The 13,008-nt window shown below is 34.5% G+C and carries 15 protein-coding genes and 1 other RNA gene; 9 read left to right on the top strand and 7 right to left on the bottom strand.

What is annotated here, in order from left to right:
• The first annotated feature begins 211 nt into the window (after nt 1-211).
• Entirely contained in the window at nt 212-844 is a 633-nt protein-coding gene (gene thyX, locus NYG85_RS08045; RefSeq protein WP_284937976.1) for an FAD-dependent thymidylate synthase, read from the top strand.
• Nucleotides 845-863: 19 nt separating this feature from the next.
• On the opposite strand, the gene NYG85_RS08040 is transcribed toward thyX, so the two are convergent.
• Nucleotides 864-1,553 (bottom strand): MOSC domain-containing protein, encoded by a 690-nt coding sequence (locus tag NYG85_RS08040; RefSeq protein WP_284937975.1) that lies wholly within the window; start codon nt 1,551-1,553, stop codon nt 864-866.
• A gap of 115 nt (nt 1,554-1,668) precedes the next feature.
• Here NYG85_RS08040 and NYG85_RS08035 point away from each other — a divergent pair, with 115 nt between their 5' ends.
• Entirely contained in the window at nt 1,669-1,854 is a 186-nt protein-coding gene (locus tag NYG85_RS08035) for a hypothetical protein (protein WP_284937974.1), read from the top strand.
• 91 nt (nt 1,855-1,945) lie between these two features.
• Here the strand turns inward: NYG85_RS08035 and ruvC are convergent, their stop codons facing one another.
• A complete protein-coding gene (gene ruvC, locus NYG85_RS08030; protein ID WP_284937973.1) occupies nt 1,946-2,416 on the bottom strand; it encodes a crossover junction endodeoxyribonuclease RuvC in 471 nt (156 codons plus the stop codon).
• A 113-nt stretch (nt 2,417-2,529) separates the two neighbouring features.
• On the opposite strand from ruvC, the gene dnaA reads away from it, so the two are divergent.
• The 6 genes from dnaA (at nt 2,530) to NYG85_RS08000 (ending at nt 10,599) form a co-directional block, all read left to right on the top strand.
• Nucleotides 2,530-3,840, top strand: coding sequence for a chromosomal replication initiator protein DnaA (dnaA, locus tag NYG85_RS08025; RefSeq protein WP_284937972.1), 1,311 nt, complete (start codon nt 2,530-2,532; stop codon nt 3,838-3,840).
• 152 nt (nt 3,841-3,992) lie between these two features.
• Nucleotides 3,993-5,060, top strand: coding sequence for a DNA polymerase III subunit beta (dnaN, locus tag NYG85_RS08020; RefSeq protein WP_284937971.1), 1,068 nt, complete (start codon nt 3,993-3,995; stop codon nt 5,058-5,060).
• A gap of 13 nt (nt 5,061-5,073) precedes the next feature.
• Nucleotides 5,074-7,398, top strand: coding sequence for a DNA topoisomerase (ATP-hydrolyzing) subunit B (gene gyrB / locus NYG85_RS08015; protein ID WP_284937970.1), 2,325 nt, complete (start codon nt 5,074-5,076; stop codon nt 7,396-7,398).
• On the top strand, nt 7,398-8,780 hold the full coding sequence (locus NYG85_RS08010; protein WP_284937969.1) for a GGDEF domain-containing protein: 1,383 nt from the start codon (nt 7,398-7,400) through the stop codon (nt 8,778-8,780). Before gyrB ends, NYG85_RS08010 begins: the two co-directional genes overlap by 1 nt.
• 2 nt (nt 8,781-8,782) lie before the next feature.
• Entirely contained in the window at nt 8,783-9,376 is a 594-nt protein-coding gene (gene queF, locus NYG85_RS08005; RefSeq protein WP_284937968.1) for a preQ(1) synthase, read from the top strand.
• Nucleotides 9,373-10,599: an HD domain-containing protein gene (locus NYG85_RS08000; RefSeq protein ID WP_284937967.1), complete on the top strand. Its 1,227-nt coding sequence runs from the start codon at nt 9,373-9,375 to the stop codon at nt 10,597-10,599. Before queF ends, NYG85_RS08000 begins: the two co-directional genes overlap by 4 nt.
• A 3-nt stretch (nt 10,600-10,602) precedes the next feature.
• Here the strand turns inward: NYG85_RS08000 and ffs are convergent.
• Nucleotides 10,603-10,700, bottom strand: an RNA gene (gene ffs, locus NYG85_RS07995) — signal recognition particle sRNA small type.
• Between the two features lie 131 nt (nt 10,701-10,831).
• Between ffs and NYG85_RS07990 the strand changes: the two genes are divergently transcribed.
• Nucleotides 10,832-10,990: a DNA adenine methylase gene (locus NYG85_RS07990; RefSeq protein ID WP_432264854.1), complete on the top strand. Its 159-nt coding sequence runs from the start codon at nt 10,832-10,834 to the stop codon at nt 10,988-10,990.
• 11 nt (nt 10,991-11,001) lie between these two features.
• Here the strand turns inward: NYG85_RS07990 and NYG85_RS07985 are convergent, their stop codons facing one another.
• From NYG85_RS07985 to NYG85_RS07970, 4 genes are all read right to left on the bottom strand, one after another.
• Nucleotides 11,002-11,271: a hemagglutinin repeat-containing protein gene (locus NYG85_RS07985; RefSeq protein WP_284937966.1), complete on the bottom strand. Its 270-nt coding sequence runs from the start codon at nt 11,269-11,271 to the stop codon at nt 11,002-11,004.
• A 402-nt stretch (nt 11,272-11,673) separates the two neighbouring features.
• The gene (locus tag NYG85_RS07980; protein WP_284937965.1) at nt 11,674-11,943 is read right to left on the bottom strand and encodes a hypothetical protein; all 270 of its coding nucleotides are present in this window, start codon (nt 11,941-11,943) and stop codon (nt 11,674-11,676) included.
• A 16-nt stretch (nt 11,944-11,959) separates the two neighbouring features.
• The gene (locus NYG85_RS07975; RefSeq protein WP_284937964.1) at nt 11,960-12,382 is read right to left on the bottom strand and encodes a hypothetical protein; all 423 of its coding nucleotides are present in this window, start codon (nt 12,380-12,382) and stop codon (nt 11,960-11,962) included.
• Nucleotides 12,373-12,759 (bottom strand): hypothetical protein, encoded by a 387-nt coding sequence (locus NYG85_RS07970; protein ID WP_284937963.1) that lies wholly within the window; start codon nt 12,757-12,759, stop codon nt 12,373-12,375. Before NYG85_RS07970 ends, NYG85_RS07975 begins: the two co-directional genes overlap by 10 nt.
• Nucleotides 12,760-13,008 lie beyond the last annotated feature (249 nt).

The following is a 13,008-nucleotide window of genomic DNA, read 5'->3' as shown; positions in this document are numbered from 1 at the left end:
GAAAAGAATGCTTAAATTTTTGTGAGATTATAAAATCTGCTTTTATATCAAGCCACGCCTTTTTAGCTTCTTTAATATAATGGCGATTTTTAAAATTTTCATCGCTTAGTTACTTTATTTTACGCCTAAACCTAACAGCTTAGAATTTTTCTTAAAAAAGCAAAAAATAAGTGCAAATTTTATAAAATCACACCAAAAAATAGGGGATAAAATGAAAATTTCACTTCTAACTCACACCGAGCTAAAAGTCTGCTCGCACGCCATTAGGACTTGTTGGCAGAGCTTTGAGCGTGGCGATGATGGCGGAGAGAAGGACATTGAGCTAATTGACAGGGTCGGCAATAAATTCAAACACGCCTCAACGCTTGAACATCTACATTACACGTTTTACATTCAGGGCATTTCTCGGGCATTGCTTCAAGAGTTAGCACGACACAGAATGGCAAGTCTAAGCGTAAAATCCACCCGCTACACGCTAAAAGAGCTAAAAAACGAGCCAAAATTTGAGCTAAACGACTTTACAAGAGCCTTAAAATATATCGTCTTGACTGGCAACGAGCTGGTTGATAACGCAAGTATCAAAGCGCTTGAAAATCTACGTGAAATTTTAGCCACGACCACGACGAGCCTTGATATCGTAAAATACTGCCTGCCAGAGTGCTATAAAACCGAGCTTACGTGGAGCATAAACGCTAGAAGTTTGCAGAATTTTCTATCACTTCGCTCATCAAAATCAGCCCTTTGGGAGATTAGAAATTTAGCAAATGAGCTTTACAAAACCCTGCCAGATGAGCATAAATTCATTTTTAGCGAGTGCATAAAAGGCGAGAATTTGGCCGAGTAATTTAGGGTTTTGCCCTAAATTACATATTTGTCATATATGAGTTGTCATAGCTGTTTTCTATGCGTTTTTGGATATCATTTAGCCAGTTGCCAGCGAGATTTTGTGCCATTTTTAGCTTTTCTAGCGTCTTTAAATTCTCATTTGGCGCGTAAAAAAGGCGATTTAGCTCCAAAACGCTTAAATTTACGCTATCTTTTTTAGCGACCCTGACCTCATCCCCAGCCTTACACGAGCCATTTTGTAGCACTCTGTAATACCAACCGCTCTTGCCAGTGCTAAAAATTTCAGTCGCCATTTTTGCATTGCCCCAGCGTTTTGAGAGATTAAAGCAGGGTTTTCGTGGCTGAGAAACCTGCAAAACAAGCGACCCAATCTCGTGAATATCGCCGATACAGACGCTACTTTCATCAAGTCCGCTAATTGTTAAATTCTCGCCCATCGCACCAAAAGGCAGATTTTTTAAACCCAAAAACTGCTCCCAAGCTGGATAATTTTCGTAAGAATTTGCAAAAATCGCCTTCTCTTTGCCGCCGTGATGCTTCGTGTCAGCCACGCTATCGCCCCTAAATCCAAGCTCATCGGCAAAGACCTCGCCATTTAAAGCGACCTTAAACATAGCCGTTCGCCACGCCTTTTTTAGGGGTTCGGTTGCATTTTTGTCGCCGTATTCTTTGACTTCGCCTATCAAAACTGCCTTTAAAATTGCCATTTTTTATCCTTTAAAATTTTTGCAACATTTTAGCCAAAAAAGACTATTTTTTAAGAATTTTAAGATTAAAATTGAAATTTTATCAAAACAAATCAAGACTATAAAAAGCAAACTTTTGGTATTTTCAGCTGGTGTGGCTGGGTGCTGGACGTTTTTGTCATCAAATTACGATAAATTCAATTTTTTAGTTATAATTTCGCTAATTTTTATATTTATTTTTGGTTTTGGCGTTACCATAAATTTATATCGTTTTAGCGACATAATGAAAAATTTACAAAATTTGCAAAAGGACTTAAAATGAACGTAGCAGATTACGTCCCACTTATTTTATTAGCTAGCTTTATTGTGGGCTACCTTTGGGTAAAAAGCGGTAAAAAAATCCCAGATTTTTTCTAAATCCTAATCGTGTTTGCGTGAGTTAGAGCAACAGCGATTGCGTCCGTGATATCAAGCGGTTTTATCTCTTTTGTAATGCCTAAAATTTTCTTTACCATAAATGCGACCTGCTCCTTTTGTGCCTTTGCCTTGCCAGTTACTGCCTTTTTAACTTGAAGTGGCGTGTATTCGGCAAAATCGCCGTGAAGCTGCAAAATTTTAAGACTTAAAGCACCGCGAAATTGTGCGAGTTTAAGCACACTTTTTGGATTATGTGCAAAAAATATGTCTTCAATCGCCACCTCATCAAAGCTGTGATTTTTAAAAATCACATCAAGTCCTTCGCAAAGTTCTGTGATTTGATATTGAAGTGTGCTTGGCTTAATCTTAATCAGCCCAGCCTCTAACAATGCCGTCTTTTTTAGCGTCTTTTCAATAATTGCATAGCCACAATTTCGTGAGCCGGGGTCAATACCTAAAATTTTCATTTTTACCTTTTATTAAAAAGTTTTTCACATATTATTCACAATGTGAAAAAAGTTAAAATTAATTAAATTTAAGATAAAATAGGGGCTTATTTTAGTATAAAAAAGGTTTAATTTTGCTTGTAAATGAAATTTTAGAGCAGCTTGGCAGTCAAATCTCAACCAAAGAGTATGAGAGCTACATAAAGCAGCTTAAATTTAACGAAAAAGCTTCAAATGATGATAATATCGTATTTAACGCACCAAATGAGCTTGTAGCAAAATTTATAAACACACGCTATGCACAAAAAATCGCCTACCTTTTTGAAGTAAAAAGTGGCAAAAAGCCAAATGTGAGCATTCTTGTATCAAACAAAAGCAAAAATAGCAAGATAAATCAGGTCGATATCAAGCAGATGAAAACCCAAAGCACGATGTTAATCCCAAATTTCACATTTGAAAATTTCATCGTTGGTGGCTCAAATCAATTTGCATTTGAAGGCTGTAAAGCAGTGGCAAAAAATCCCGGCACAATGTATAATCCAGTCTTTATCTACGGCTCAACAGGTCTTGGCAAAACGCACCTTTTACAATCTGTTGGTAACTACTGCCTAAACAACGGCAAGGTCGTAATCTACGTAACTGCCGAGCTTTTTAAAAATGATTTTATAAACTCAATCAAACTTCACGCAATGGATAAATTTCGTGAAAAATACCGAAAATGCGATGTTTTACTCATTGATGATGTGCAGTTTTTAAGCCTTTCAGATAGAACACAAGAGGAGTTTTTTCACACTTTTAACGAGCTTCACGCAAATAAATCGCAAATCGTAATGACCTCAGATAAACCGCCAAAAACGCTAAAAGGCTTTGAAGAACGCCTAATTTCACGCTTTGGCTGGGGTTTAATCGTAGATATCACGCCACCAGAACTTGATACGAAAATTCAGATTATCAAGAAAAAATGCGAGTTTAACAATATCACGCTAAGCGATGAAATTGTAAGCTACATAGCAGTAAATTTAGGCGATAGCATTAGAGAAATTGAGGGTTTAATCACGGTTATAACAAGCTGGGCACAAATTATGAAGACCGAAATCACGCTTGATTTTGCAAAAAATGCCCTAAAAGATTACATAAAAGAGAAGCACGAAAATATCACGGCTGATAAAATTTTAGATGTCGTAGCACGTGAATTAAACGTAAAATTAAGCGATATAAAGAGCAAATCAAGAGTGCCAAATATCGTTGAAGCAAGGCGAATTGCAATTTATTTAATTAAAAATTTAACGCAAAATTCTATGCCAAGCATAGCAAAACAATTTGAAGGTATGAAAGACCACAGTGCAATTAGCAAAAATATCAAAAAGATAAATGAGCTAATTCAAACGAATGAAATTTTTCGCCTAAGAGTTGATGAAATAAAAAATAAAATCCTAACAAAATGAGAAAATAAGATGAAAAATGTGAAAAAATGTGAAAAAACCAAAATAGTTTTTCACTTAAAAAACAGCGAATTTTCAGGCGACTTTGAAGTTATTCACGATTTCACGTCGGCTACTAAAACTACTAAAAATTTTAAAAATAAAAAGGAGAAAAAATGAAAGTCTTTATAAATAAAAATGTGCTTGAAAGTATAGTTACAAACACAAATCCATATCTAGAAAAACGTGATTTAAGCGCTATAACTTCACATATTTATATCTGTGCAAAAGATGGAGTTTTAAACATCAAGGCCACAGATTATGAGATAGGTTTAGCATATAAATTATCAAATGCAAAAATCGTTGATGATGGCGTAGCAACAGCAAACGGCAAAAAATTACTTGATATCATAAAAAGTCTAAAAGATGAAGATGTCTTGCTTGAAACGATGAATAACTACCTTTATATAAAGCAAAAAAACTCAAAATACAAACTGCCTATGTATAAATTTGAAGACTTTCCCGAATTCCCAACGATACAAAACAAAGCAAAATTTGACATTGACGCTGTAATGCTCGGACGAAGTCTTAAAAAAATCCTACCAAGCATAGATAACAACAACCCAAAATTTGAGCTAACTGGTGCTATGCTTGACATAAAAGACGGCTACATAAATATCGTAGGCACTGATACAAAACGCCTTTCAATATTTAAATTTGAAACACAAACTCAAAATGAATTTTCACTAATCATCCCAAAAAAAGCCATTCACGAAATGCAAAAGCTATTTTTTGACAAGATAGAAATTTACTACGATGAAAATATCCTAATCGCTCAAAGTGCAAATTTTGAGTTTTTCACAAAACTAATAAACGGCAAATATCCAGATTACAACAAAGTAATCCCAAAAGAGCTAAAAACTAAAATAATGCTAAACAGGGATAAAATAAGCGAAGGCATTAAGACAATCTCAATGCTAAGCGACACGATAAAAATCACAATCGCTACTGAGAGCATTACATTCGAGAGCATAATTGAAGATAATTCAGAAGCCAAAACTACAATAGAATACACAACTGGCGTTCAAGATGAAATTTCAATTGGCGTGAGAAATAAATTTATGCTTGATTTTTTAAATAGCATTGAAGATGATGAGTTTGAGTTCGGATTTAACGACAACCACTTAGCGTTTTTACTCACTTCAAAAGAGTTACAAACGGTAATAATGCCTATAAATTTATAAGAAAAGAGATTAAATGAGCGAAAATAAAATTTACGACGAAGGTAATATTAAGGTATTAAAAGGTCTTGAAGCCGTTAGAAAACGCCCGGGTATGTATATTGGCGATACAAACGTAAATGGCTTACACCATATGATTTATGAGGTCGTTGATAACTCTATTGATGAGGCAATGGCTGGATTTTGTGATACGATAGATGTTGAGATTACACGTGAGGGTAGCTGTATCGTTACTGATAATGGCCGTGGAATTCCGGTTGGTATGCACCCAACTGAAAATATGCCAGCAGCGACTGTCGTTTTAACCGTTCTTCACGCTGGTGGTAAATTTGATAAAGACACATATAAAGTTTCAGGCGGACTTCACGGCGTTGGTGTTTCGGTTGTAAATGCCCTTTCAAAAAAGCTAGTAGTTACCATTAAACGTGAAGGCAACGTTCATCGTCAAGAATTTGCAAAAGGAATTCCAGTAACTGATTTAGAGGTCATTAAAACTACAAACCGAACTGGCACAGCCGTTGAGTTTTGGGTAGATGATGAAATTTTTGAAGTTACAGATTTTGATAAAAATATCCTAACAAAACGCTTTAAAGAGTTAGCCTACTTAAACCCAAAAATCACCATAAATTTTAAAGACCAAAGGGACGGCACAAACGAAAGCTATCACTTTGAAGGTGGATTAGAAAGCTTTGTAAATGATATGAATACAAAAGAGGCGGTAAGCAAGGCCGTATTTTTTAGTGGTGGCGAAGAGGACGTTATGGTTGATTTTGCCCTAATGTATAATGAAACCTATTCAGAAAATTTACTAAGCTTTGTAAATAACATCAAAACCCCAGATGGTGGCACACACGAAGCCGGATTTAGAGCTGGTTTAACTCGTGTTATTACAAACTATATCGCCGCAAACGCAGCCGCTCGTGAAAAAGATACAAAAATCACTGGCGAAGATATCCGTGAGGGCTTAATCGCCGTCGTAAGCGTAAAGGTGCCAGAGCCTCAATTTGAAGGACAAACAAAGGGCAAACTAGGTTCAAGCTACGTTAAACCAATCGTTCAAAAGATGACCTTTGAAGTATTAAGCAAGTATTTTGAAGAAAATCCAATTGAAGCACGCGCGATTATGAATAAAGCCCTAATGGCAGCACGTGGCAGAGAAGCGGCTAAAAAAGCACGTGATTTAACTCGTAAAAAAGAGGGTTTAAGTGTCGGCACGTTGCCTGGCAAACTTGCTGATTGTCAGAGTAAAGACCCAACTATTAGCGAGTTATATTTAGTCGAGGGCGACTCAGCTGGTGGATCTGCAAAGCAAGGCAGAGATAGAGTTTTTCAAGCGATTTTACCGCTAAAAGGTAAAATTTTAAACGTTGAAAAATCACGATTAGATAAAATTTTAAAATCAGATGAGATTAAAAATATGATAACAGCGTTAGGTTGTGGTATTGGCGATGAGTTTGACGCTGAAAGACTTAGGTATCATAAAATCATCATTATGACCGATGCTGACGTTGATGGCTCACACATTCAGACGCTACTTTTAACGTTCTTTTTTAGATTTTTAAATCCAGTTGTTGAAAGCGGCTGCATTTATCTAGCTCAACCTCCACTTTATCGCTATGAAAAGGGCAAAAAAGAGGTGTATTTAAAAGATGATAAAGCGTTAAATGAGTTTTTAATCCAAACTGGAATTGAAGGTATGGAATTTCAAGGCATTGGCAATAACGACTTAGTTGATTTTTTAAAGATCGTCGCCGCTTATGATAACGTTTTAAACGAACTTGCAAAGCGTTTTAACCTACTTGTAGCGCTTCGTTATTTAATAGAAAATCCAGATATCATTGGCAAAAGCTATCCTGAGATGTTTGAAATTTTAAAGAATTTTTTAGAAACTAAGGGCTATAACATACTAAATTCATACGTAAATGAGAGCGAAGCTAGAATTTATGTCCAAACCGAAAACGGACTTGATGAGTTTTATCTAAATGATAATCTTTTTGCAAATCCTCTATTTGAAGAGGCACTTCATATTAGTAAAAAGATAAAAGAGCGTGGTATGGATTTTGGCGGTCGTGATGTGATTGAAATTTTAAAAGATGTTACAGATAACGCTAAAAAAGGCTCAAATGTGAAAATCCAACGCTACAAAGGTCTTGGTGAGATGAACCCAGATCAGCTTTGGGAAACGACGATGAACCCTGAAAATCGCCGCCTTTTAAAGGTTAGCATAGCTGACGCACAAAGCGCAAGTGATACGTTTAATCTCTTTATGGGCGATGAGGTTGAGCCTAGAAGAAATTATATACAAGATCACGCAAAAGATGTAAAACACTTGGATATTTGATGACAAAAGCCCAAAACGCAGAGAGATCCCACCGCTTTAAAATAGCCTTTAAAATTTCTCTGCCTTTTATCCTTTCAACGATGTTTTTTTGCTACATTTTTTTCTCAAAAGATAGCATAACAAGCGATGATATCATACTTTTTACGATTCTTACCCTGCTTTATGTCTATTTTACGACCTATATGATTTATCAGAGTTTTAAAAGTAGCGTAATTGACGGCATTTCGCAGGTTTTTAACCGCCAAAAAATTGTTGAAATTTTAAATAAAAAGATAAAAAAAGCCGATGAAAATCAGAGTTTGGTGCTTATAAATTTAAAAAATGTTACCGATATTTCAGATAGATACGGCTTTGATTTTGGCGATACGATTTTAAGAAAAACGATTGAAAAATTAATTAGAAATTTACACGAAAACGGCATAAAAAACTCAGTCGTTGGCAGATATACAGATAGATATTTTTTGCTTTTTGCCCCAGTTATGAAGCCCAAAATTTCGCATATTTTAACGAGTTTTAGCAAAAAAATTCAAAACGAAGGCATTGATTTTGTTGAGGTCTTAATTGAGTTTGCAATAATCCCAGCAAACCACTCAAAAAATATAAAATCAAGCATAAATTTTCTCTCAAATGAGTTAAATGGTAACACATACAACTACGATGATTTAGACAAATATGAAAATGATGTTTGCAAAAATATCGCCCAAGGCAATTTCATATTTAAAACGCAAAAAGTTGCGAGTTTAGCCGAAAATAACGATATGTTTTCGGTCATTGCCACGCTTAAAACAAACAATTTTGGTAATATTTCAAAGGCGAATTTCACAGATATTGCAAACAAAAATGGTTACGAAATTACACTTGATAAGCAAATTTTTAGCCTTTTTCTTAAAAAAATCGGCAAAAAAAGCAAGGATAAATTTCTAATTGAGATCTCACCTGTTACGATTAGAAACAGCAACTTTTTAAATTTCATCAAAGACCTAGTTTTTGATGATAAAATCAATCCAAAAAATTTCATTTTTGAGTTTAGCGAGAGTGAAATTTACACACACACTAGTCGTTTTAACGAAATTTTAAAGGAGTATAAAAATTTAGGTTTTGGCATTGCTGTTACGCATTTTGGCGGCAAAAATGGGCTATTTTCTTACTTTTTGACACTTGAAATTGACTACATAATTTATGACATATTTTTTAGCAAAAATTACCGAAATCCAAAAATTGCAACGACATTTTTAAAATTTAATGAAATTTGTAAAAATTTAGGCATAAAAAGTGTAATGAAATTCGTTGAAAGGGCTGAAATTTTAGAGTTTGCCACTGCAAATAAAGTTGATTTTGTGCAGGGCTTTTTTATTGAAAAACCAAAAGAGATTAAAGGATAAAAATGAGTGAAAATTTACGATACGGAGAGCAAATTTTAAAGGAATTTGACCCAGAAACTGACCTAGAAATTTGGCAAAATAAGCACGAGCGTGATTATTTGATTAAAATTACCTTGCCTGAGTTTTGCTGTCTTTGCCCACGCTCTGGCTACCCTGATTTTGCGACTATTTACGTTGAATACGTGCCAAACAAGCTTGTTGTTGAGCTAAAAGCGATCAAACTTTATATAAACAGCTTTATGGGGCGAAATATCAGCCACGAGGACAGCATAAATGAAATTTATTCTCTTTTAGAGAGAAAGTTAGAGCCAAAATATCTAAAAATCGTTGGCGATTTTAACCCGCGTGGTAACGTGCATACCGTGATAGAAATTTCTAGCGAAAGCCCAATAAAAAAGCAAAATGAGCCACAGCCAAGAAGCGAAAATAGAGCAAATGGTGCAAGGCGGATTGAAGAGCGCGAAAAAGATAGAAAACGTGATGAAAAGCGTGAATTTAAGAGCGATAAAAAACCAAAAAGTGGCGATAAGAGCGGTTTTAGAAAACCAGCCTTTGCAGATGATAAAAAACCAAGAGTAGTGAAAAAAGATAGATGATAAGTGCAAAACTAATTGAGCATATTTTTAAAGCTGCCTCAATTTCACGCTGGAACGACTATCCAAAAATGGCAAATTTAGTTGAGCTTGACAAACAGGCTCACAAATTTATCATCGCCTATTTTTTAGCAAAACTTGAAAAAGATGTGGATATAAACTTCATCATTGAAGCTGGAATTTTTGAGTTTTTAAGCCGTGTGGTAGTCACTGACATACGTCCTGACGTCTTTCATCACATACAAAAGAGTAAAAGAGAGCAGGTAAATTCGTGGGTTATAAACGAGCTTGAGGATTTAGTTAATGAGATTAATGGCGGAGAATTTTTTAATCGTCTTAAAAACTATCTGCAAAATAGCGACAAATCGCACGAAAAAGAGCGTCTAATCCTAAAAGCAGCAAGCTACCTAGCCACGCGTTGGGAATTTTCTATCGTCTATCAAACAAGCCAGTTTTTAAGCGATATAAACGAGCTAAAACGCAAGGTTGATGAGGAGCTTGAAGATTATTTTGAGCTAATTGGAGTGCGTAAAATCGCGATGAATCAAAAACTAGCCAAGCTAGTTGATTTAAGTGGACGGCTGAGATTTCAAAAACGCTGGGCTCAAACGCCACGAATCCCTGAAACTGCGGTGCTTGGACATATGCTTGTTGTTGCGATTTTAAGCTATTTTTACTCGCTAAAAGTAAATGCGTGTGAAAAAAGAGCAGAAAATAACTTCTTTTGTGCCTTGTTTCACGACCTGCCAGAGAGCCTAACGCGTGACATAATAAGTCCCGTAAAATACGGCATAAAGGGGCTAAACGAGATTATAAACGAGTATGAGATGAGGCTTATTGATGAGCAAATTTTGCCATTTGTGCCTGAAAATTTTAGGGGCGAGTTTAGCTATATTTTAGGCATTAGAAGCCAGGGCGAGAAATTTATTAAAGATGAGTTTGAAAACCGCACTTTTGAGCATAAAATTTTACCATTTGACGGCACGCTTGATAATGTCAATGAAAACCGCTTTAACGCAATTGACGGCAAAGCCCTAAAATACTGCGACAAACTGGCTGCTTACATTGAGGCTGGGATTTCAATAAGCTATGGCGTTAAGTCAAAAGAGTTGCTTGACGGCTTTAAAAATATGTATAAATTTTTTATGGAGAAGCCAAGCGTTAATGGCGTGAATTTTTATGAAATTTGTAAGGATTTTAACGCGCATTTTAATTTAGAGGTTTAAAACCCCCTCTCAGATGGCTGCGGCACACACTATTTACAAGTGCTCTGCTGTGTTCCCACCCTGAAGCGGTGCCCATAAGTAGCATTGCACAGGTCTAAGAAGGAGCGATAGGGATTTTACAAAATCCTTGCTTAAAGCTTGGTAAAGATTAAAATTTAGGTAGCTGAAAAATTAGATAATTTTCATCTCACACGGCGGAGTTTATATTTTCTAAAATTTATGGCGATGAAAAATGAACTATATAGGTTCAAAGTTATCACTGCTTAGTTTTTTAGATGAAAGTATAAATTTAGTCGTTGGCGATTTAAGTGATAAAATTTTTTGTGATATTTTTGCAGGCACTGGTGATTTTAAAAATCGTGTTAAAAAAGTTATTTTAGCAGTATTTTAGCGATGAAAATGCTATGAAAATTGGTATATATCTCTTTGGCTTTGTAAGCTTAGGTTGTTTGTGTTTAAATTTAGAGTGTTATTAGCTCTTAGGTTTGCTCCTTTTATTATTGTATCGTTTGTGGTGTTTATGAATATATTATTGTTTGCTATTAGCTGTGAGTTATTGTTTATTATGCTCTCTTGATTACTATGTCCTTGTGAGTAGTTTAAGCCTAGGCTTCCGCTAAAAATACTTAACGATAAAAGTATAACTAATAAAACCATTTTTATAAATCTCATTTTTTATTGTGCCTTTGTATTCTATTTTAAATAAGTCTAGTTATAATCCAATTTTTTAACTCAATATTTTTTGTTTTATTCATCTATTGACTGACAATCAATTTTCATGTAAATAGTTAAATAAAAAAATATAAAATCCACAGACACAACATTACTATAAGCCAAAAAAATGCAACTCCACCATAATTTGTTATGTCGCCCTCTTTTATCTTATCCCAAGAAAAATCACATTTTCTTATACCATTTTTAAATATATAAAACACATTAATAACAATAGAAAAAATAAATATGGCGTGTATCCCCCATTGTTTATTAAAGATATATGAAATAAACTTAAAAAGTCCAACAAAAACAAATAATATCAATAAAACAGTTATTAGTGTTTTTATAAATTTTAGCAGATTACTTTTCACTTTTGTTGTCCATAAAATAATTTGGAATAACTGCTCCTCCTACACCAGCAACACCTTCAAATTCATTTTTTAGTGTTTTTAAATCATAATTAATTGGCTTTCCTACTACTCCATTTTTTATTATAATATTATTGCCAATTTTACCAGCACCACTAATTCCAAAACCTACTCCTCCACCCATAACACCTTTCTTAAAAATTTCTACGCCATTCATTCCGTCTTTATTATACTCCGCCTGATTGTAAGTTTCCGTTACCATTGAAGCAACTCCTCCCCTAACAACAGAACTTCCTAAACTTGTAGCTCCGCCAGACCACGCCCCCCATAGCAGTATTTAGTCCTAATTCTACCCAATTTATATCCCAAGGATATAAGCTACCTCCATTTCTTTCATATTGAGCGTAAAGGTTTGAACCATCACCTATTGTTCCTCCAATAGCTTGCATTATACAATCATCATTCTTGTTTTTATCCAACGAGTAAAGATAATCAGTGTTTTGTTTGATACTTGGGTCATTTAAGTTTGTGTTAAATTTGTAGTTGTTTATATTATATCCATTAATATCTAAAGCCTTAGCCGACATATCTAGTAAATTCAAAGAGTGATTTATAGCAAATTCGTTTTGTGATTTATCTTTTGGTATAAAAATTCCATTTTGATTATCTTGTTGATGTTGCAGTTCGTGTCTTAAAGCCAATAAAAACTCTGATGAATTTTTATAGACTGAGCGTTTATATACAAAGAGTTTAAATCATCAGAATTAAACTTACCACCACTATAACTTTCAAGATTTGCAAATTTTACATTTAACCCCATTATGTTTGTTATATTTTTAGCCGCTTCTTGCTTTTCTAATACAGAAGTATCGGGGTTATCTATGATACTTAAATTTCTTTCAAATTCTATTTTTTTATCTACTTTATACCCTTTAAAATACTCTCCTATATACTTAAACAATTTACTGGTTTTAGCATTATTTGTTGTAAGAACTAATTGAATAGCCTTTGTAATAGCTGTTGCTCTATTGTAGTCATCTTTTATATCCTTTCTACCCTCTTTACTAAATAATCTCATATCCACACTAACATTTATATTTGATGATATATTTGTGCTGTACAGGTCTTTGTTTATTTTAGTTGTATCTGTATTTAGTCTAGATATATCATCTGAGTTTTCTTTGTCTTTTATGTTTATACTGCCTTGTCCTATTGTAGCTAGGGTTTTAGAGTGGGTGTAGTTTAGATTTTTGTTGTTTGTGTAGTTTATTGATGAGATTTTATTATGTTGGTTTGTGTCTTTGTCTTTTTTATTGTTTTCTTGGTT

Origin of the sequence: Campylobacter gastrosuis (assembly GCF_030249845.1) — a bacterium.
Lineage (GTDB): Bacteria > Campylobacterota > Campylobacteria > Campylobacterales > Campylobacteraceae > Campylobacter_A > Campylobacter_A gastrosuis.
Note: the sequence above shows the minus strand (reverse complement) of the source record. Positions and strands in the feature narration are given on the sequence as shown.

Excerpts from the sequence above, each read along its gene's own strand:
- NYG85_RS07970 (WP_284937963.1), bottom strand. The coding sequence starts at position 12,759 with ATGAGATTATTTAGTAAAGAGGGTAGAAAGGATATAAAAGATGACTAC.
- thyX (WP_284937976.1), top strand. The coding sequence starts at position 212 with ATGAAAATTTCACTTCTAACTCACACCGAGCTAAAAGTCTGCTCGCAC.
- ruvC (WP_284937973.1), bottom strand. The coding sequence starts at position 2,416 with ATGAAAATTTTAGGTATTGACCCCGGCTCACGAAATTGTGGCTATGCA.
- NYG85_RS08040 (WP_284937975.1), bottom strand. The coding sequence starts at position 1,553 with ATGGCAATTTTAAAGGCAGTTTTGATAGGCGAAGTCAAAGAATACGGC.
- NYG85_RS07985 (WP_284937966.1), bottom strand. The coding sequence starts at position 11,271 with ATGAGATTTATAAAAATGGTTTTATTAGTTATACTTTTATCGTTAAGT.
- NYG85_RS07990 (WP_432264854.1), top strand. The coding sequence starts at position 10,832 with ATGAACTATATAGGTTCAAAGTTATCACTGCTTAGTTTTTTAGATGAA.
- NYG85_RS08010 (WP_284937969.1), top strand. The coding sequence starts at position 7,398 with ATGACAAAAGCCCAAAACGCAGAGAGATCCCACCGCTTTAAAATAGCC.
- NYG85_RS08000 (WP_284937967.1), top strand. The coding sequence starts at position 9,373 with ATGATAAGTGCAAAACTAATTGAGCATATTTTTAAAGCTGCCTCAATT.
- gyrB (WP_284937970.1), top strand. The coding sequence starts at position 5,074 with ATGAGCGAAAATAAAATTTACGACGAAGGTAATATTAAGGTATTAAAA.
- queF (WP_284937968.1), top strand. The coding sequence starts at position 8,783 with ATGAGTGAAAATTTACGATACGGAGAGCAAATTTTAAAGGAATTTGAC.
- NYG85_RS07980 (WP_284937965.1), bottom strand. The coding sequence starts at position 11,943 with ATGGTAACGGAAACTTACAATCAGGCGGAGTATAATAAAGACGGAATG.
- dnaN (WP_284937971.1), top strand. The coding sequence starts at position 3,993 with ATGAAAGTCTTTATAAATAAAAATGTGCTTGAAAGTATAGTTACAAAC.